We start from the raw sequence: 18,226 nt of genomic DNA, 5'->3' as shown, positions 1-18,226 counted from the left end.
TAAAGGGGAATATATGACAAACCCAAAACTTGATTTGTGGCTAGTGCCTACTATTGTATTTGCGATCTTTTGTGGCATACTCTTCTCATTGTTGGCTTTTGCCTTCAAAGACCCAGATAGCAATTTCCAAGAAACGGGCGGAAAACGCACGGCTACCCCAACAGAATTACGCAAAGCTTTGGAGCAACATATGCATTAGGCTATAGTTTTTTGTACAACGGCCGATCTAGGCTAAAATTCTGCTGAAAGGATACGCTATGATTAACTCTGTGGGCGGTCACTCCTCTTTGACAACTTTTTCTGTTGGCCACAATTCTCCTTCTGCGCGAGCTCAAGAAAGCGCACATCAGGCCCATAGTGAGGATGCTGTGGCTTTGGATCGCGCCACCCAAATCAAAAAATCTCTTGAAGCGGGGCATTATAAGGTCGATTTAGAAAAAACTTCGCATAAAATGGCACAAAGTTTGCTTGGCTAGAGTGATACTGACGCTCTAGGGCTTCTTAGGCGCTTAGTATGAGATCGCGCCTTAGGAGCTTGCATGCTTTCTACTTATCTTCAGCAGTCCTTAGAGGATTTACAGGCTTTAATCAACTTGACTTTGCAAGACCTAGAAGACATTAAGGTTGCTAAACACGAAGCAATTTTTGCGCGCAACGCTCAAAAACAAGAACGGATCAAATCTTTTGAGACCTGTAAAGCTCTCTTTGATCAAGGCATGCTCGATCTAATGGAAAAAAATCCCGGAACACCCCTTACAGAACTCTTAGATGATACGGGCAATGCGTGTTTAAAAGACATGCGTGCGCATTTGGAGCGTCTTAAAGAACTCAACGCAGACTATGCGCGGGTGGTGTTTGCCGTTTCTGAGTTTTATTCCTCTTTAATGCAACAAATTGTACCCCATGAAAGCACAGGTTACTACAACCAACGCACCATTAGCAGTAGCTTTTTACAGGTGCAAGCCTAAAGGATTGTTATGGGCGGAATCCTCTCTTCTTTAAACACTTCCTACACTGGATTGCAAGCTCATCAGGTGATGGTGGATGTTACAGGTAATAATATTTCTAATGCCAATGATGAGTTTTACAGCCGTCAACGGGTGATTGCGCGTCCCCAAAACAGCCTTGTTTATACAAATCGCAATGTCAACATGGGTGTGGATGTAGAGACAATTCAGCGCGTGCATGATGAGTTCGTTTTTGCGCGCTATGCTAAAGCTAATCAAGAACATGCCTTTTACAGCACTCAGTTTGATAATTTGCGCGAGGCTTCTTCCTACTTCCCAGATATGAATGAAGTGGGGATTCAAAATGACTTACAAGATTATTTTAATGCGTGGAAAGACTTAGCCAAAAATGCCAAATCCCCGGCAACCAAACAAGCTTTAGCTCAAAAAACCCAAACTCTTACGCGCAATATTCAGGATACCCGTGCGCGTTTAGTAACCTTACAACACAAGGCTAGTCAAGAGCTTATCAGTTCTGTAAAAGAGGTTAATCGCATTGGCGCAGAGATCGCTAATATCAATAGACATCTCAAGGAGATGGAAGATCCAAAAACTCTCAAGCAGGCTAATGAGTTGCGCGACAAGAGAGATGCGCTTGAGTTTCATCTCAAAGAGCTTATTGGGGGGAATGTGTCCAAAATGCATGTACAAACTAACTCTGCTAATGATATTAAGGTAGCGGACTTTGATGATGGCTATGTTTTCAATGTGGGCTATGGCTTTAATATTGTTGATGGGGCGATTTTCCATCCCTTAGTAGTAGACAATAGCGACAATAAAGACCACCTTGCTCAAATCTACTTTCAAGGCGATGATTTTAAGACAATCAATATCACCGATAAAATCAATCAGGGGAAAGTGGGCGCGCTCATGGGGATTTATAATGACGGATCGCATGGCACAATCAAAGGTAAACTGCAAAACTATCTGGATGCGCTAGATACCTTTGCCAAAGGCTTGATCGAGTCTACAAATGCCATCTACGCCCAGAGTGCGGCTCATAACATTGAGGGCAAGATCGTAGAGTTTGAGGATCGCACCGCGCTTAAGGACACCAATTACAATATCAAAGAAGGAAGCTTTGATGTGGTGGCTTATAACACAGATGGAAAAGTGTTGGCCAAAAGAACAATCCATATCACACCCATTACCACCATGCAGGATGTGATTGCTCAGATCAACGCTAACACGGACGACAACCACGACAACAACACTACGAATGATTTTGATGACTATTTTAGTGCACATTTTGATAATACAACCAAAAAATTTAGCATTCAAGCTAAGAACCCCTCTCAAGGGCTTTTTGTCTCAATCAAGGACCATGGGAGCAATTTTACAGGGGCTTTGGGACTGAACACCTTCTTTGATGGCGATAGCGCGCGCAACATTGCGCTCAATAACGCCTACAAAAAAGAACCTACTGCCTTGCGCCCTTGGTTAGCCCCCATCAATGGAAATTTTGATGTCGCTAATATGATGCAACAGCTTCAATATGATAAGGTAGACTTCTATCAAAATAAACTCAACAACACGCCTATGACCATTGAGGAGTCTTACCAATTTGTGGTGAGCAAGGTCCATACTGAGGCTGAAAAATCGCAACGCGCCCTAGAAAGCAAGGAAGCCATTTTAGGAGTCGTTAAAAAAGAACATAATGCGATCTCTGGGGTGAGCACAGATGAGGAAATGGTCAATCTCATCAAATATCAAGGGGGCTATGCCGCAAATGCCAAAGTGATCACAGCCATCGATCGCATGATCGAAACACTTTTGGGCATGAAGCAATAGGATTAGGGAACTAACTTTTTGCGTATTTGTCTAGCTAACTTTCTGCCTAACAATCCAAGTAGGCTCGTGATAGAATGCGCGTCATCATTGTGATAAATTTCATGGGAATGGATCGCATTCTGCAAAAATTCTAAAATTTTAGCAAAACTGAGGTTTTGATATAAACTGGGTCTCCCCTCTATGGTATTGAGCGGGTGGGCATGCAACATTTCTAAATAGGCGTTGTCGTGGGTGTCTAGGTAACGGATATAATCTAGGGCTTCTTTGAAATCCTTAAAATCGTGCACATTGATAAAACTCTTAGGGTTAAAATCTAAGGCCACGGCTGGATTGCCCCAATAAATAGGGATGGTGTGGGCAAAATACGCGTCTATAATCTTTTCTGTAGTGTAGCCATGCGCTTTGGAATTTTCAAAACAAAGGTTGAATTTATATTGGCTTAAAAATTCATACTTGTTTGCAACGCGTTGCCCAATCGTGTTAAACACCCCCCCCCCCCCGCAACGGGGCGATACGCACAAAGTTCTTGGTAGCAGGCATTGCGCATGGGCGCGTTAGGATTGGAGGCGACAAAACTAGCAAACCCTCTTTTACATAGATCGCTTTGCTCTCTGACTAATGCGTCTATGTGGGGGTAATTGTCTTTAAAGGGGGTTGTAGGGGTGGCTTTAAGAGTTGGGACAATTTGAGGGTTTATTTGAAAAGGGCTATCAAGGTGAGCGCAACTTTCATAAAAACGATCCCACAAGCTCAAATAATAAAGAGGCACGCGCAAGTAGCGTTCATGAAAACTCAAGAGATCAAAACCTATCCCAAAATCGTAAATATCAAAATTAATCCGCTCATTTTCGCCGGTGTAACCAATACGCTTTTGTGGAAAGCTTAAAATAGGCTTGTTCAAGCCCTCTAGCATGAAAGATGCGCCTATCACAATGTCGCAAGGCTCTTTGGGGTGGGTTGAATAGGTGATTTCATATTGGGAATTTAAAATATAATCAAAACACCAGTGTTTAAAATTATTAATCGTATCTCCATGCCACCAAGAGATTCCCAACTTTAAAGGTTTCTTTTCTTGAGAATGGGGTAAAAGTATGGAATCTACAAAAACATCTAAGAGAGGTTGAAACACTAAAAACCCTTATGTAGATTTACGCCAATTCTAGCACATGTCCTAGTTTTTTTTGATACTCTTTAAACCTCTCATCTAAATCTTGTTTGCGCTTAATAGCGAGCTCTATAAACTCTTGTTCTCTTTCTATTCCCACAAAACTGCGCCCCAATAAATTTGCTGCAATGCCCGTAGAACCTGACCCACTGAAGGGGTCGCAAATTAAGCTGTCTTCTTGACTTGCCATTAAAATTAAACGAGTCAGTAAGCCTAGAGGTTTTTGCGTGGGATGTTTGCCTAGTTTTTTCTCCCAAGGGGCAATAGCGGGTAAAGTCCACACATCGCGCATTTGTTTATTTTCATTTAACTCTTTCATGCGTTTGTAATTAAAAATATGGGCGTGCTTGGCACTTTTGCGCGCCCATAGGATTTGTTCGCTAGCGTGTGCTAAAGTGCGGCATGAGAAATTAGGTGGGGGGTTGCTCTTGTGCCAAGTGATGAGGTTGATTAGCTTAAAACCCAATGATTGCAAGGCCAAGCCTAAAGAAAAGAGATTATGATAAGTCGCGCTAATAAACAGAGAACCATTGGGTTTAAGAGTCTCTTTGGCCAGACTTAACCACTCCATATTAAAGGCGTGCATGTGCTCTAACCCTTGTGATTTATCCCACGCGCCCTTATCCACACTCACAATCTGCCCGCTTTGAATGCTTAAGCCTCCATTGGAGAGAAAATAGGGCGGATCGGCAAAGATGAGATCAACTTGTCCTTGCAAATGGGGCAACACCTCTTTGCAATCTGCATGGTAGAGTTTAAATTTTTGATCCAAGCTTGTAAAAACAGGCTCAAGCATGGCGCAACTCGTTTAAAAGGCTGTCTAGTTGGCTTAGGTTATAAATGCGCACGCTTTTATAGGCTTCCTGTAGTTTATTTTTAGCTTCTAACCACCCTTGCCCATCTGTGATCCAGATAAATTCTTTGTGCGGGTGCGCTTTAAAACGAGGAGCGAGTTCTTGATAAGCCCGCGCGACTTCGTTGAGTTTACTCCCCCCACTGCTGTAAAAATTACACTCAATGAAATAAGTAGTTTGCTTTCCAAAAACTACAAAGTCAAATTTTTTAATGTCATTGCCAAAACTTGCATGCAAATCTGCAAATTCAGCAACGCTCACCTGCGCCCTAAACTTTAAATGTGCTTGTTTAAAGGCCTCTTCTAAATGCTTTTCCATTAGTGCTCCGCTGCGGTTTTTACGCGCATTGCTGTCTAACCCCACTTCAATCCCCAAGATCAAATCGTTCACATCTTTGATTTTATGCGCGCTAAAGAGTGCTAATAATCCGCTCTCTTGCAAGAGTGTACAAATACTTTTAGGGCTTTGCAGATAATCTTGTAACGCCCCGTTTTTGACAAGTTCTTTAGGGTTTCTAATGGCAAGTAACAAAGGCAAGATTTTAAAGGCTTGAGGGCAGTCTTTAAAAAGCTGTTCTACTTTGGTAGTCAAATCCTGCGCTTGCACCCCCAATAAGGAATTTAAATGCGTGGCATATATGCGGGTCTCTTCTTGGCTTTTGAGGCATTTTTTCCAATCCACGAAAAAATCTAAAGAGCGGTTGGTTCTTTGCAAAGTGGCTAAAAATGTGGTGAAATCAACAATATTTGGCATGTACTATTTAAAAATCCTTGTGTTGGAGTCTTAAAGTCGGGTGTCTAATTTGCGGTAATGGTGCAAAGTGACTCCACATAAGATAGCAAAGGGAATCACGATCCCAAATTCAGGGTAAAAAAGTCCGGCAATGCTGAATTTGCCCAAAGCAAAGAAAAGCCCCCATAAGATCAAAGCAAGAATGATAAATTTTAGACTTAAGAGGGCAAGATTTTCATAGCGGGCTAAGTTGGGAGTGTATCGGGCAATTAAAATTGCAGTAAGGGGTACAAAGAAAGGAGTCAAGATAGCGACATAGAGAAACCCTCGTATTTTTTTGGTATCTCCGTGTTGGCGATAAAGCACATGCAAAGATCGAAAGGCATCTGTGATAGAAACGGCCGGCTTGTTTTGATAGATTGTATCTAGCACTTTAGGATGAAATCCTCTGAGCGTCTTGAGTAAAGGCACACTCTCTAAATGCAACCCTTGATGTCCCAAACTTAGTGGTGTAGGCAAGGTGGCGATAGTAGCGTTGTGTAGCGTCCAATACTTGTTTTCAAATGCAGCATGATCTGCTTGAGCAACAGCATTCAGCTCATCATGTTTAAGGGTAAAAATCTTGATATTTTGTGCGCTTTGCAAAAGAGGATTAATTTTGCCAAAATAGACATAGTCGTTATTGTATTTGACTAGCAGATTTTCAGAGATATTGCCCCCATTGTCTTTGTAGATGATAGCCATAGCCTTTTCTTGCATGTAAACAAACGGGGTTGCGTTCAAACCCACAAAAACAATGATAAAAAAGAGATTGATAGTGAGCATGGGGTTTAGAATTTGTCGTATAGAGTAACCAATGGCCAGCAATGCGCCGTATTGGTTAGAGCGAATAAAAGCGATATAAAAGAGGACTAGACCCAGTAATAAAGAAATGGGCAAGGTGTAATTAAGAGCATACAAGCCATCATAAATAAAGAAAAGAAGCAACAAATTGGCCGCATCAGGAAACCTATCGGCGTATTGTAGGCTGTCTATGCCGATAAAAAATAGCTCTAAAGCTGTTAGAATTATGAGGCAATACTTGAGATAATAAGAGCCTACAAAGAACCAAAGACGCATGCGTTTTTATGAGGATTGAGGGTAAAACGAGATTGCATGCGAGCAAAGTCATTGTGTTTAAGGTAAAAACTTAGAGCTTCTAGGGCTTGGCTAAAGACTTCGTTTTTATGCACCTCTTCTACAGCCTCAAAACATTGTAAAACATGACTGCGCGCGTCTGCGCCCCGCCCAATGCCAATTTTAAGCTTAAAAAATGTCTCTTGATAGTGCTCTTCTATGGATTTAAGTCCATTATGCCCCCCATTACCCCCCCCTTGTTTGAAACGCAAAGCCCCCAAAGGCAGATCAAGGTCGTCATGTACAACTAATAGGGCATCTACCTTTTTATGATAGCGCAAAAACACGCTCAAGGCTTGACCACTGAGATTCATGTAAGTCATCGGTTTGAGCAAATAGCAAGCGTGCTGGGAAAGAGTAGCATAAAGATAGTGTGCATTGCCCTTAAATGCCACGCCGAAGCGATGTGCCAACAAATCTAGCACATCAAAACCCACATTGTGTCGGGTATGGGCATATGTGGGCGTTGGATTACCCAAACCTACAATCAGTCTCAAGACTATTTCGCCTTAATCACCCCTACAACTGCGTTATTAGGATTTTCCAAAATTTTAACTGAATTGGCGACCTTAAGGTCGCGCACCAAGATGACATCGCCCACATCCAGGGAAGAAACATCTAATTCAAAACTAGAAATCAAATCTTCAGGTTTGCATGCCACTTGGATTCGACTTTTAGAGAGCATTAAAATACCTTTGTTTTTAAGCCCAGCAGGTGTACCATGCACTTTTACAGGCACATGAAACTTAGAAATTGCCCCTGCATTCAACACAAGCAAATCCACATGCATTAATGCGTTGCTCACGGGATCTTTTTGATAATCTTGCACTACGACTTGATAAGCCTTTTCGCCTACCTTCACTTGAAAATCTAAAGTGGGCTTGTGTTTGAGAAAGCGGATAAAATCATTGGTTTGAAAGGTAGCATAAACATTGGGCACTTTATGACCATAGAGATTAGCAAGCAAATACCCTTCTTTGCGCAAAGTTTTTCTTTCAGATTTGGACAACTTAGTTCTAACTTGGCCCTCTAGCATGGATTTCCTTATACAAAAAATAAGGGCTAATTCTAGCAAACTCTAGCTTAAGTTTGAGTTGTGCTACTCTTGTGGCATGGTAGCGGTGTGGCGGTGTCTAGTGTGGGTCTTGTTGGGTGGAGGTTTGCAGGCAAAAAATCTTAGTTACATGTCCTCCTCTTATCAAATGAATCATATATTTTTTAACGAGAAAAATACACACGATTTTATGCAAGGAGCTGCGCTTGCTTGGGGCTATGAAATTAACCCGAACAACACACGGGCTTATGCGCGCTATTATATCTTTATTGATTATGGCAACGCTCTCTTGCAACCTCATAGTACCGCCCAAATTAATTTTTTTACTTATGGTGTAGGGGGGGATATGTTGCTTGCCTACAATAAAAATCCTGTCAACTCATGGGCACTATTTATGGGGTTGCAAATAGGGGCTAGCACCTGGATTTACAACCATAAGGCCAAGGATATTGTTGTGAATACATGGAACGCGTTTAGCGATCTGGTATTCAAGCCTCAAAGGGCTTATTTTAGAGTCGCTTTCAGGGCGGGGGTGCAATGGCGCACCATCGTTACATGGCACATGGTAGATGTAGAGGTGGGTATAAAAGTGTTTTTAAATCCCGGGCCCAAAAGCCCGATTGAGCGCAACTTCGCTTTCTTTGTTTCTCATGCTTGGCATTTTTAGGACTGGATTTTCCAACCCTGTTACAAACAGAGAGACTAGAGACGACTAGCGTGATCCCTAAGATATTCTTTGACACCCTCATGAGTAGGTTTCATGCCCGCATCACCCTTTCTCCAACCAGCGGGGCAAACTTCGCCATGTTCTTCAAAGAAAATCAAGGCATCAACCATGCGCAACATTTCATCTACATTGCGCCCCAAGGGGAAGTCGTTGATCACAGCGTGGCGGACTTTTTGATGTTTATCAATTAGGAAAGAACCCCTGAGCGCAATCGCATCATCAAAAAGCACCTCATAGCTTCGAGAAATCTCTTTTTTAACATCTGCCACCATAGGGAAGCTCACTTGACCAATCCCGCCTTTATCTACCGGAGTATTTTTCCAAGCATAGTGTACAACCTCAGTATCAATAGACACACCAATCACGCTAAAGCCTCGCTCTTCAAAATCTTTCACGCGGTGATCAAAGGCGATAATTTCAGAAGGACAAACAAAGGTAAAATCTTTAGGCCAAAAAAACAGCACTGCGCCATTTTTGCCCAAATTCTTAGAAAGCTCAAAATCTTCAACCACTTGGTTATTGGCCAAAACGGCAGTCGCTTTAAAGTTAGGGGCTAACTTAGTTACCAACATAAAAACTCCTTAAAAATTGATTCTGTGTCAAAAGACACGGCAATATAGTCAAAACAGCCTGAATAATCAAGGGTCGTTTTGGCTATAATCTGCACAAATCACTTTAAGGACTGAAATTTCATGCGCCCTAGCAAGAAAAGACGCGTTACCCCTCTTAAGATCTTTTTGCGCTCTCTTTCTCAGATGTTTTTTTTGATTAATAAAAGAGATAAGAAAATCTTAGTTGTGCTTACTCTTATGTCTATTCTGATGTCCTTTATTGAAGTTTTCTCTATCAGCATGATCATGCCCTTTATCACTCTGGCAAGCTCACCCGATCTCATTTTATCGCACCGATCGGCGCGCATGGTTTATGAGTTTTTGCATTTCTCTAGCCCCCTACACTTTGCTTTTTTCTTTAGCTTTGTTTTGGTGGGGGTGTATCTTTTCAGAATGGGTTATAGCGTTCTTTTTGCTTATGTCAATAGCCGTTTTGCTTGCAAAAAAGCCCATACTCTAGCTCAGAGGCTTTTTATGCGCCACCTTAGAATTTCTTACTTGGAACATATTAGAGTGAGCGTGGACCAGATTCGTGACATCGTCTTGTCTAAAAGTGGAAGTGTGATGAATAGTTTCAATGCCCTTTTGAGCATGTTAGCAGAATTAAGTGTCATGCTTTTTTTGTACTCTTTACTTCTGATCACGAATTGGAAGATGACTTTAGTTTTAACAGCTATTCTAGGTCTACAAATTTTCTTAGTTACAAAATATATGTCAAAATTCATTCAGAGTAAAGGAAGGGTTTCTAGCAACTCTGCTGCCAAATCTTTTCGAGTGTTCTCTAAATTTTTTGGCAATTTCAAAATCACTAAACTCAAGGATAACTACACTGAAGCACACACCATCTTTGCAGAGAATAGTCTTAGGGCTGCTCATGCCAATATCATCTATCAAACGGTACAAGTAGTGCCCAACAGGCTTTTAGAAACCACAGGGTTTAGTCTACTTATTTTAGCCGTGGCTTATGTGCTCTACAGATATGGAGAGGCTAAAATGGTGTTGCCCATCATTTCTATGTATGCTCTTTCCCTCTATCGCATGCTCCCCTCAGTGAATAAAATTTTAGATCAATATAACACTATTTTTTACAACCAATATGCCGTAAATAGTGTGTTTAAGGACCTCCATAAACCCATCTTAGAGGAGGGCAATCTTCCCCTTAAATTTGAGCATTCCATCACTCTTAAAAATATCAATTTTTTCTACAGAGTGTCATATCCTGTCTTTGAAGATTTCAATCTCACAATCCAAAAAGGCCAAAGTGTAGCCTTTATAGGTCCAAGTGGATGTGGTAAATCTACCTTAGTAGACATTATCATGGGTGTTCTGTATCCCAATAAAGGTGAAATTTGGATTGATGATCAACCTCTCAATGCTCAAAATGTCCGCAGTTGGCGACAAAGAATTGGCTATATCCCACAACACATTTACCTTTTTGACGGCACTGTGGCTGACAATATTGCTTGTGGAAGCCCTTTAGACGAGGATCGCGTGATAGAGGTGTGCAAAATGGCACACATTTACGACTTTTTATCCCAACATAGAGGAATTGAGACCACCATAGGCGAGGGGGGGATTAATCTGAGCGGGGGGCAGAAACAACGCCTAGGGATTGCGCGCGCGCTCTATGATAATCCAGAAATTCTTGTCTTAGATGAAGCGACTTCCGCTCTAGACACCTCTACAGAAAGCAAGATTATGGATGAAATCTATGCGATCGCAAAGGGCAAAACTCTGCTTGTAATCGCACATCGCTTAAGCACGATTGAAAGGTGCGATGTTAGAGTTGATTTAGGAGAGCTTCTTGCACAAAGGCCTGCAAGTCCAGCTTCTTAAAACTGGTGATATAAGCTCTGGGGAGCAGTTTTTGTAAGTCTGTGTTGTTGTAACCCAAAAAGAGGATTTGATTAGCTCTAGCACTCTCGTAATCATTTTTGCTATCCCCAATTAAAACCATTTCTGTACTAGCGTAGCCATAATTAGTTTTGAGGTTAGCTAAAACTTTTGCTTTAGCTGGCGGACTGCCTTCAATGCTCTTAAAATAGGGTAATAAACCTAAAAATTCACATAAAATTTGCAATTCATAGTGTAGGGCTGCTGAAGCAATGTGAAATGCGTAATTGCTGTGGTTAGTCTTAATAAAATCTAAGACTTCAAGATTTAAATGGCTTCGAGAAAAGAGGTCTTGAGCGATGATTTGCCCAAACTCAGCAACTAAAGCTTCGATCTTAGCTTCCTCTATGGGTTGTTTTAAAATCTCTGAGTAAAAATAAGCGATTTTTTCAAAACGACTAATTCCGCCATTTAGGGCGTGGTAGGTATCAAAGGTTTTTAAGGCGGTTTCATCTGTCTTTGTATGCCGTTTAAAGAGCGTTTTAAATCCCTCCGCCTTCAAATGCATGCTATCAAAAATCACCCCGTCAAAATCCCACACCACCACTTTTAATGCCATGTTATCCCCTTTCTTCACACCCTACCAAATTTGCGTTGCCGTTGGTTAAATAAGGCGATAATCTCTTGTAAATGCTCTGGAGTGAAGTCAGGCCAGAGTACAGGACTAAAAAACAACTCGGCATAGTTAGACTGCCAAAGCAAAAAATTAGAGAGGCGCATCTCCCCACCTGTGCGCACCAACAAATCCACATCGGGTAATCTGGCTGTATCCAAATATTCAGCGATTAGGGTTTGCATATCTCCTTGTAAACCCTTTTGAATGATATGTCCACACGCGCGTGCAATTTCATCACGCCCTCCGTAATTTAAAGCTAAAATTTGTGTTAGGGCGGTATGCTCGGCGGTTTCTTGTTCCAAATTTGAGATAGTCTTTTGCAATGACGCGCTAAATTTTTTCAAATCACCAATGGCCTTAAAACGGATTTTATGCTCTAAGTAGGTAGGTCTTTCTTGAAGAAGATATTTTTTGAGCATGCGCATTAAAAAATCCACTTCTGTTCTAGGGCGACTCCAATTTTCCGTTGAAAAAGCATAGAAAGTTAGATAAGCAATATGGTTTTGGGCGCACCAAATAGTGATATTGCGTAGGGTGTTAATGCCTTTTTGATGGCCATATGTGCGGGGCTTGCCCCGTAATTTTGCCCACCGACCATTACCATCCATAATAATTGCCAAGTGTGTTAAAGCATTCATTGTGCGCAGGCATCCACCAAGTAGACAATGTGTTGGAAAGGAATTTTGGTCTGTTGGCTTAAACCCACTTCGCAGGTACTTGAGCTGCTAAATCCTCGCTTTAAACCCTTGCCTTTGTAAAATTTGCTCAAATCTAGCAAGGCATGCTCATTGAGCTCTGGGGTCAAAAATCCCTTATTGCCGGCAAAACCACAACAACCCGTGTCGGTGTGCTCAAACACTTCGGCATCCACACATGTTTGCGCTAAGGCTAACATTTTTTCTTGATAGCCTAAGCGTTTTGAAGCGCACATGGTATACAAGGCTATGCTTTCCTTTAGAGGTTTAAGATGCAAATATTTTAGCAAGATTTCATAGATGAAAATAGGCATGTCATAAATGGGTAACCCCTCATCGTGCAAGTTTTCAATCAAATGTGCACTGCACGCGCTGTGATCAAGCACAATAGGGATTTCTCCATTGTTTGAGAGGCGTTTTAAAAGGGTTGTATTATTTTGCATGTTTTGTACACTTAAATCTTGGTAATTGATAAAGGCCTTGCCACAGCAAAACTTGGGCAATTCGTGCGGATAGATCACTCCAAAGCCAGCCTTTTTACACAGCGATTCAAAGACTTCTTGTAAACTACGCCTATCTGGCATGCGTTTTGAGGGGGCAAAGGCACGATTTATACAGGTAGAAAGATAGAGGACATTTTTAATTGCAGGCTTGCTGTGCATTTTATAGGCATTGGATTGGGGTATATGTGTTGCGATACTAGGTGTTCTCATTTTATGGTGGATTTGCATACTGGCTTTTTGCAACCGCTCAGATCCTAGAACCACTTGGCCTACTTGGGCTAAACCCAATCCCATTTTCACAGCACCGATGGTTGTATCCATGTGCTCTAAAAGAATCTTGGCCAACGCCGGGGCTTTGGCCTGTTTACGCCATTTTAACGCAATAGTCGCACTATCAATGCCTAAAGGACAGAGAGTAGAACACATATGACAGGCTGCACAGGTCTCATCGCTCAGATATGCATAACCCTCTAAGAGCTCCTCTAATATGGATTGATCGGACAGATGCCCATTTTTAACGCGCTCCTTCAAATAGGCGATCTCTCTTTGTAAGACAATGCGCTGGCGTGGAGTTAGGGAAAGGTAGCGACTTGGGCAAATACGCTCGCAAAATCCGCATTCCATGCAAGATTCTAATTCTGGAGCAATAGGGGTGTTTGTTTTTAAATTCTTGGTGTGGATTTGTGGATCGTTAGAGAGAAGCACATCAGGGTTTAAAAGCCCTTGTGGATCAAAGAGAGCCTTAATGCGCTTGCAAAGGTTGTAGGCCTTTGTACCCCACTCTAATTCCACAAAAGGAGCAACCATGCGTCCTGTGCCATGTTCAGCCTTGATTGAGCCTTGCAAAGAGGCGACCATGTGGGCTAAATCCTCCATCAGCGCGCTAAATTGGGCTCTCTCTTTGGGGTTTTCTAGTAAAGGGGTGATGACAAAATGTAAATTTCCACTCAAAGCATGCCCAAAAATCACGCTGTGCTTTTTAAAATCATGCTTTTCTAGTAACTCTTGCAAATGAGCGATTCCCTCTTGCAAATGCTCCATATCAAAACATAAATCCTCCATGATCACGCTCGCCCCCGTGCGCCTGCGTCCCGCCACGATGGGAAAGAGTCCTTTACGGATTTTCCACCATGTGTTGTATTCTTGGGACTTGGAGCTTTGAGCAAGGGGTAGGATCGTGGGCACAATCTGCAATTTTTCTAGCACAAGAGCGCTATTTTTTTCTAGGGTGTTTGAATGCGCGCTCTCTAGCTGGGCTAAAATGCAAGCATACCCGGGTTTGACTTGGCTTAACACGCTAGGCATCCCCTCCACACCCTGCACACTGGCTAAACAAGCATAGTCCATTAATTCGGCTGCACTGATTTTATCCGCATTTTGGGCTAAAATTTGCACGGCTTTTAAAGCGGTGTTGAGGGTTTCATAAAAGAGTAAAAAACAGGTTTTAAAGGGCAGATCGGGGACACAATGCAATTCACAGCTAGAGATAAAGCCTAGCGTACCCTCTGAGCCGATAAACAGATGGCTTAAAATCTGAATGGGGTCGTCAAAGTCAATGAGGGCGTTTAGGCTATAGCCTGTGGTGTTTTTGATTTTATATTTCTTTTGGATCAAATCGTGCAATTCTTGATCCTCTAGCACTTCTTGGCGCAGGGCTAAAAGCCCCTCTAAGAGCAGGACATGGCTTTGTCTAAAGGCTTGAGTGCTCTCTTTGTTACTTGTGTCTAAAATCGTGCCATCGCTTAGGATTACCCGAATCGATTGGAGTGTCTTATAACTATTTTGCGCCACACCACAACACATGCCACTAGCATTGTTGGCCAAAATTCCCCCCATCATCGCTGTGGTGATTGTGGCAGGGTCAGGCCCGATTTTTTGATGACTTTTTTTAAGGGCATTATTAGCCTGTGCGCCAATCACACCACAACCTAGGCGGATAATATTTTGACTAGCATTTACACTAATTTCCTGCCAACCTAGGGTAGCCATAACTAAAACTCCAAACCCACACGCTTGACCTGAAAGAGAGCTACCTGCTGCACGAAAAGTGAGCGGAATTTCGTATTTGTGTGCTAAGGCATAAATGCGCACAATTTCTAATTCACTTTGCGCTTTGATCACAAGTTGAGGGATATAACGATAACATGAAGCATCGATGCCATAGACCAAGCGGCGCAAATAGTCTTTATAAATCCTGTTCCCCAAAAATTGCTGCGCCTCTTGGTAAAAATTAGTATAATTGGGTGTCATTATGGTCCTTTGCATTATGATGAGACATTTTAGCATTTAGCGTATTAAAGCCTACACTATAAAAGGATAGTTATGTTCAAAAGCGATTATACACACCATCTTGTGGATATTCAGGATTTCAACCCCAAAGATTATCGTATCATAGATATTCGAGATGCAAAGTCTTACCACCAAGCACACCTGAAGGAAGCTTGCCACATGGACGATTTGGATGCTATTAGGGATTTTGCTCTAGCTCACCCAAAAGAAAAAATTTTATTGCAGTGTCGGCATGGTAACACAGCATCGCGCTATGCGAGTGCGTTGCACAATGCTGGAGTGGAAAATATTTATTTTCTCAAGGGCAATTTTGAGGAATTTAAAACCTTAGGCTTAGAATTATTAGAGAGCTAATGTCCTCCATTGTGGTGGTGAGCCCCACCCCCTATAAGGGTGATTTAGCAGTTTCTTTGGTGTGCAATGAGATTGTCTATTTACCCCTCCAATATGTCAATTTTACACTCAGCTCCCCTTTGAGCGCGCCCGTAGCTCTAAAACCTCTTCAAGCCTTAGTTTTCACCTCCAAACACGCTCCCCTAGCCTTAGAGTATTCTTTGAAACACACTCCAGCTTTAGCCTTTCTAAAAAGTTTGCCCGTTTTTGTGTTGGCTGCTAAAAGCGCACAAACTGCCTGCTCTTTGGGTTTTCATGTTGTTTTTATAGGACAAAGTGCTCAAGCATCCAATTTTGCTAAAGAAATCCAAGCTCAATTACCTTTCCCCGCGCTCTTTGTGCGGGCTAAAACAACTGCTTCAAATAGTCTGGATCATTTACCTTCTTTAATTGCCTATGAAAACAAACCTCTAAAACTGCCTCAAAAATATAAGCCCAAACCTCATTCCATTCTTATTTTCACCGCCCCTAGCACCTACCATGCTTTTTTAGCCAACTTCGCTTGGGAGCAGAGCTATAAAGCAATTGCTATTGGTGCGAGCACTTTCAAAGCTTTTAATCCTGCTATCTGCGCTTTCCAAAGTCCTGAACCTAGTTTAGAGGCCTGTATTGCATTAGCCAAAACTCTCTCATCTTGTATTAAGATAGTCTAAAAAAAAAGGAGTTATATGTATTTTATGTTTTTGTGGGCCGCTTTGGGCGGGGCTGTGGGGAGCTCTTTGCGCTATTTTGTGGGCAAAATCATGCCCTCTAGGTTTTTAATGTGGGAGAGTTTCCCTTTAGGTACTTTTAGCGTGAATTTGATCGGATGTTTTATGATTGGTTTTGCAGGGCATTTGGCAACGAAATCTATTTTGGGCGACAAGGTGAGTGTATTTTTTATCACAGGGGTTTTAGGAGGCTTTACCACCTTTTCCTCTTTTGGCCTAGACACCCTAAAGCTCTTACAAAAACAAGCTATCAGCGAAGCTCTTGCTTACATGCTAGGCACAAACATTTTAGGACTTGTGTGTGTGGCACTAGGTTGGGGATTGGCTAAGTTAGTGAGCTAGTTTTTCCTGTGCTTTGACTTCTAAAAAGTAGCGCGTGAGGATGATAGTTTGTAGTAGAGTGGCAAAAAAGTTGAAAATGGGAATCAGAGAAAAAAGGTAGGCTAAAATGGAAATTTTATGGTGGCTGACTTTATAGACCCTAAGTACTTCCGCATAGCGTTCTTGATTAAAAACAGAAGTAGCGATATCAAAGGAAAGCGTGTTCTTAAAAAAGAAATAGTGAGGAATCAAGGAGATAAACACCCCAATAAAAGGGATAAAGTAGAGTGGGGAGCACACCAGTAAGAACATACACAAATAACCTAGTTGCTTAAGAAAGTGCTGTAGACAAAATCCTATATCGCCAAAACCTTCTAAGGAAAGTTGAGGATAATCTCTCTTGTGCACATAGGTAACTACAATGGGAGTATAAAAAATTGCCACCAAAACATTACCGACTAAGCTCAAAACCAATACGGACAAACCTAATAACATGTAAACAAAAAACTTCAAAACAAGCAAGAGAAAGGCAGGCATAAACCCCCCGCTGTGGGCGTAACGAACCCAACCAGAGGGCAAAAATCCTTCTATGATGCGTACAAAATTGTCGCCAAAGTAAAAGAGTAAAATCCCCCAAAACAATAACCCAATGAGGACTGGACCCAAGTTGATAAACAACATCTTCCAGCTCAAAAAATCTTTCCAACTCTCTTGGATAATGCCCAACGAACCTTTCATGTATCCTCTTTGCTTTAAGTTTTGCATGCTAGAATTAGAGAATGCTCATTCTACAACACTTTGGAGAAATTAATGGTTAAAAAAGGCGTGATTTTAGCAAGTTTGTTAGGTTTTAGCGTATTGGGCGCGGCGACTTTGGCCACCGTAACCTTTTCAGGCAAAAAGGGAGGAAAGTCTGAGGTGGTGGATATTACAGAGAGCGATTTTGATGTTCTTAAACAAAGGAATCCTAATTTCAATTTCAACAATCTGCAAGAAAAACAGAAAATGGTACTTTTAGATCAAGCAATTAGCAATCTCTTGATCGAGCGCGAGGCCAAAAAGGAAAATTTGGAAGATAGTCCAGAATTTAAAAATAGCTTGGCAAGCTATAAGAAACAGCTTTTGGTAGAAGTTTGGGTAAAACATCGAGCTGAAGCTATCGGCAAAGAACAAATTCCTGAGGATCAACTAAAGCAGTACTACGACACCAATAAGGATAAATTTGTGCAACAAGAAGCACAAGCGCGCCATATCTTAGTAAAAACAGAAGCTGATGCGCGCCGCATTATCTCTGAGTTGAACAAAGTGCCAAAAACTAAGGTAGAAAAAGAGTTTATTAAAATCGCTAACCGCGATTCCATCGATCCCAACACCAAAAACACCAAAAACGGCGGGGATTTGGGTAAATTCCAAAAAAGTCAGATGACTCCTGAGTTTTCTAAGGCTGTTTTTGAGCTCCGACCCGGCACTTACACAAAAACTCCTGTCAAAACAGAGTTTGGCTATCATGTGATTTATCTTATGCATAAGAGTCAACCCATCACTCCTACTTTTGAGCAAGCCAAACAGAGCATCATCGGTATTCTCAAAGAGCAACAATTTCAAGAATATGTTAAGGGTGAGTTGGAAAAACTGCGCAAGCAGGTTGTCGTTGACATCAAACCTTTTCCTAAATCTAAGTCCTAAGGG

At 41.8% G+C, this 18,226-nt stretch carries 22 protein-coding genes; 10 read left to right on the top strand and 12 right to left on the bottom strand.

Features of this window, described 5'->3' with window-relative positions; translation table 11 throughout:
* Positions 1-13 precede the first annotated feature (13 nt).
* From C6H00_RS02130 to flgK, 4 genes are all read left to right on the top strand, one after another.
* Entirely contained in the window at positions 14-199 is a 186-nt protein-coding gene (locus tag C6H00_RS02130) for a hypothetical protein (protein ID WP_104749397.1), read from the top strand.
* A 58-nt stretch (positions 200-257) separates the two neighbouring features.
* Positions 258-476 (top strand): flagellar biosynthesis anti-sigma factor FlgM, encoded by a 219-nt coding sequence (locus C6H00_RS02125; protein WP_104749396.1) that lies wholly within the window; start codon positions 258-260, stop codon positions 474-476.
* A gap of 63 nt (positions 477-539) precedes the next feature.
* A complete protein-coding gene (locus C6H00_RS02120; RefSeq protein WP_104749395.1) occupies positions 540-968 on the top strand; it encodes a hypothetical protein in 429 nt (142 codons plus the stop codon).
* Between the two features lie 9 nt (positions 969-977).
* Positions 978-2,798 (top strand): flagellar hook-associated protein FlgK, encoded by a 1,821-nt coding sequence (gene flgK / locus C6H00_RS02115; protein WP_104749394.1) that lies wholly within the window; start codon positions 978-980, stop codon positions 2,796-2,798.
* A 2-nt stretch (positions 2,799-2,800) separates the two neighbouring features.
* Here the strand turns inward: flgK and C6H00_RS02110 are convergent, their stop codons facing one another.
* The 7 genes from C6H00_RS02110 to C6H00_RS02085 are packed head-to-tail and all read right to left on the bottom strand — an operon-like array spanning position 2,801 to position 7,761.
* A complete protein-coding gene (locus C6H00_RS02110; protein WP_104749728.1) occupies positions 2,801-3,286 on the bottom strand; it encodes a glycosyltransferase family 10 domain-containing protein in 486 nt (161 codons plus the stop codon).
* The gene (locus tag C6H00_RS08500; RefSeq protein WP_158655707.1) at positions 3,238-3,927 is read right to left on the bottom strand and encodes a hypothetical protein; all 690 of its coding nucleotides are present in this window, start codon (positions 3,925-3,927) and stop codon (positions 3,238-3,240) included. Before C6H00_RS08500 ends, C6H00_RS02110 begins: the two co-directional genes overlap by 49 nt.
* A gap of 19 nt (positions 3,928-3,946) precedes the next feature.
* Complete coding sequence (locus C6H00_RS02105) at positions 3,947-4,759, bottom strand: DNA-methyltransferase (RefSeq protein ID WP_104749393.1); 813 nt, start codon at positions 4,757-4,759, stop codon at positions 3,947-3,949.
* Positions 4,752-5,570 (bottom strand): type II restriction endonuclease, encoded by an 819-nt coding sequence (locus tag C6H00_RS02100; protein WP_104749392.1) that lies wholly within the window; start codon positions 5,568-5,570, stop codon positions 4,752-4,754. The genes C6H00_RS02105 and C6H00_RS02100 overlap by 8 nt, the downstream gene beginning before the upstream one ends.
* A gap of 30 nt (positions 5,571-5,600) precedes the next feature.
* A complete protein-coding gene (locus C6H00_RS02095) occupies positions 5,601-6,668 on the bottom strand; it encodes an LptF/LptG family permease (protein ID WP_104749391.1) in 1,068 nt (355 codons plus the stop codon).
* Positions 6,647-7,222 carry an aminoacyl-tRNA hydrolase gene (gene pth, locus C6H00_RS02090; protein ID WP_104749390.1) on the bottom strand — a complete coding sequence of 192 codons (576 nt, stop codon included), beginning with the start codon at positions 7,220-7,222 and terminating at the stop codon, positions 6,647-6,649. The genes C6H00_RS02095 and pth overlap by 22 nt, the downstream gene beginning before the upstream one ends.
* A gap of 2 nt (positions 7,223-7,224) precedes the next feature.
* Positions 7,225-7,761, bottom strand: coding sequence for a 50S ribosomal protein L25/general stress protein Ctc (locus C6H00_RS02085; protein WP_104749389.1), 537 nt, complete (start codon positions 7,759-7,761; stop codon positions 7,225-7,227).
* A 148-nt stretch (positions 7,762-7,909) separates the two neighbouring features.
* Here C6H00_RS02085 and C6H00_RS02080 point away from each other — a divergent pair, with 148 nt between their 5' ends.
* Complete coding sequence (locus C6H00_RS02080; RefSeq protein WP_233704365.1) at positions 7,910-8,446, top strand: outer membrane beta-barrel protein; 537 nt, start codon at positions 7,910-7,912, stop codon at positions 8,444-8,446.
* 35 nt (positions 8,447-8,481) lie between these two features.
* Here C6H00_RS02080 and C6H00_RS02075 read toward each other — a convergent pair whose 3' ends face one another.
* Entirely contained in the window at positions 8,482-9,078 is a 597-nt protein-coding gene (locus tag C6H00_RS02075; protein WP_104749388.1) for a peroxiredoxin, read from the bottom strand.
* Between the two features lie 120 nt (positions 9,079-9,198).
* Here C6H00_RS02075 and C6H00_RS02070 point away from each other — a divergent pair, with 120 nt between their 5' ends.
* The gene (locus C6H00_RS02070; protein ID WP_104749387.1) at positions 9,199-10,953 is read left to right on the top strand and encodes an ABC transporter ATP-binding protein/permease; all 1,755 of its coding nucleotides are present in this window, start codon (positions 9,199-9,201) and stop codon (positions 10,951-10,953) included.
* Here C6H00_RS02070 and C6H00_RS02065 read toward each other — a convergent pair.
* Genes C6H00_RS02065 through C6H00_RS02055 form a run of 3 tightly spaced genes read right to left on the bottom strand, consistent with a single transcriptional unit; the run spans position 10,898 to position 15,074 of the window.
* Entirely contained in the window at positions 10,898-11,569 is a 672-nt protein-coding gene (locus C6H00_RS02065; protein WP_104749386.1) for an HAD family hydrolase, read from the bottom strand. The genes C6H00_RS02070 and C6H00_RS02065 overlap by 56 nt on opposite strands.
* 14 nt (positions 11,570-11,583) lie before the next feature.
* Positions 11,584-12,264 carry a di-trans,poly-cis-decaprenylcistransferase gene (locus C6H00_RS02060; RefSeq protein WP_104749385.1) on the bottom strand — a complete coding sequence of 227 codons (681 nt, stop codon included), beginning with the start codon at positions 12,262-12,264 and terminating at the stop codon, positions 11,584-11,586.
* A complete protein-coding gene (locus tag C6H00_RS02055) occupies positions 12,261-15,074 on the bottom strand; it encodes an FAD-binding and (Fe-S)-binding domain-containing protein (protein ID WP_104749384.1) in 2,814 nt (937 codons plus the stop codon). The genes C6H00_RS02060 and C6H00_RS02055 overlap by 4 nt, the downstream gene beginning before the upstream one ends.
* Positions 15,075-15,146: 72 nt before the next feature.
* Here C6H00_RS02055 and C6H00_RS02050 point away from each other — a divergent pair, with 72 nt between their 5' ends.
* From C6H00_RS02050 to crcB, 3 genes are read left to right on the top strand one after another with little or no spacing between them, the layout of a single operon-like run.
* Positions 15,147-15,467 (top strand): rhodanese-like domain-containing protein, encoded by a 321-nt coding sequence (locus C6H00_RS02050; protein WP_199769148.1) that lies wholly within the window; start codon positions 15,147-15,149, stop codon positions 15,465-15,467.
* The gene (locus C6H00_RS02045) at positions 15,467-16,159 is read left to right on the top strand and encodes a uroporphyrinogen-III synthase (RefSeq protein ID WP_104749383.1); all 693 of its coding nucleotides are present in this window, start codon (positions 15,467-15,469) and stop codon (positions 16,157-16,159) included. Before C6H00_RS02050 ends, C6H00_RS02045 begins: the two co-directional genes overlap by 1 nt.
* A 15-nt stretch (positions 16,160-16,174) precedes the next feature.
* On the top strand, positions 16,175-16,558 hold the full coding sequence (gene crcB / locus C6H00_RS02040) for a fluoride efflux transporter CrcB (protein ID WP_104749382.1): 384 nt from the start codon (positions 16,175-16,177) through the stop codon (positions 16,556-16,558).
* Here the strand turns inward: crcB and C6H00_RS02035 are convergent.
* Complete coding sequence (locus C6H00_RS02035; protein ID WP_104749381.1) at positions 16,547-17,275, bottom strand: EI24 domain-containing protein; 729 nt, start codon at positions 17,273-17,275, stop codon at positions 16,547-16,549. The two genes, crcB and C6H00_RS02035, sit on opposite strands and share 12 nt — an antisense overlap.
* 72 nt (positions 17,276-17,347) lie before the next feature.
* Here C6H00_RS02035 and C6H00_RS02030 point away from each other — a divergent pair, with 72 nt between their 5' ends.
* Positions 17,348-18,223 (top strand): peptidylprolyl isomerase, encoded by an 876-nt coding sequence (locus C6H00_RS02030; protein WP_104749380.1) that lies wholly within the window; start codon positions 17,348-17,350, stop codon positions 18,221-18,223.
* Positions 18,224-18,226 lie beyond the last annotated feature (3 nt).

The organism is Helicobacter cynogastricus (assembly GCF_900197855.1).
Classification (GTDB): Bacteria; Campylobacterota; Campylobacteria; order Campylobacterales; family Helicobacteraceae; genus Helicobacter; species Helicobacter cynogastricus.
The sequence above is the reverse complement of the archived record's forward strand: the minus strand, read 5'-3'. Positions and strand labels throughout refer to the sequence as shown.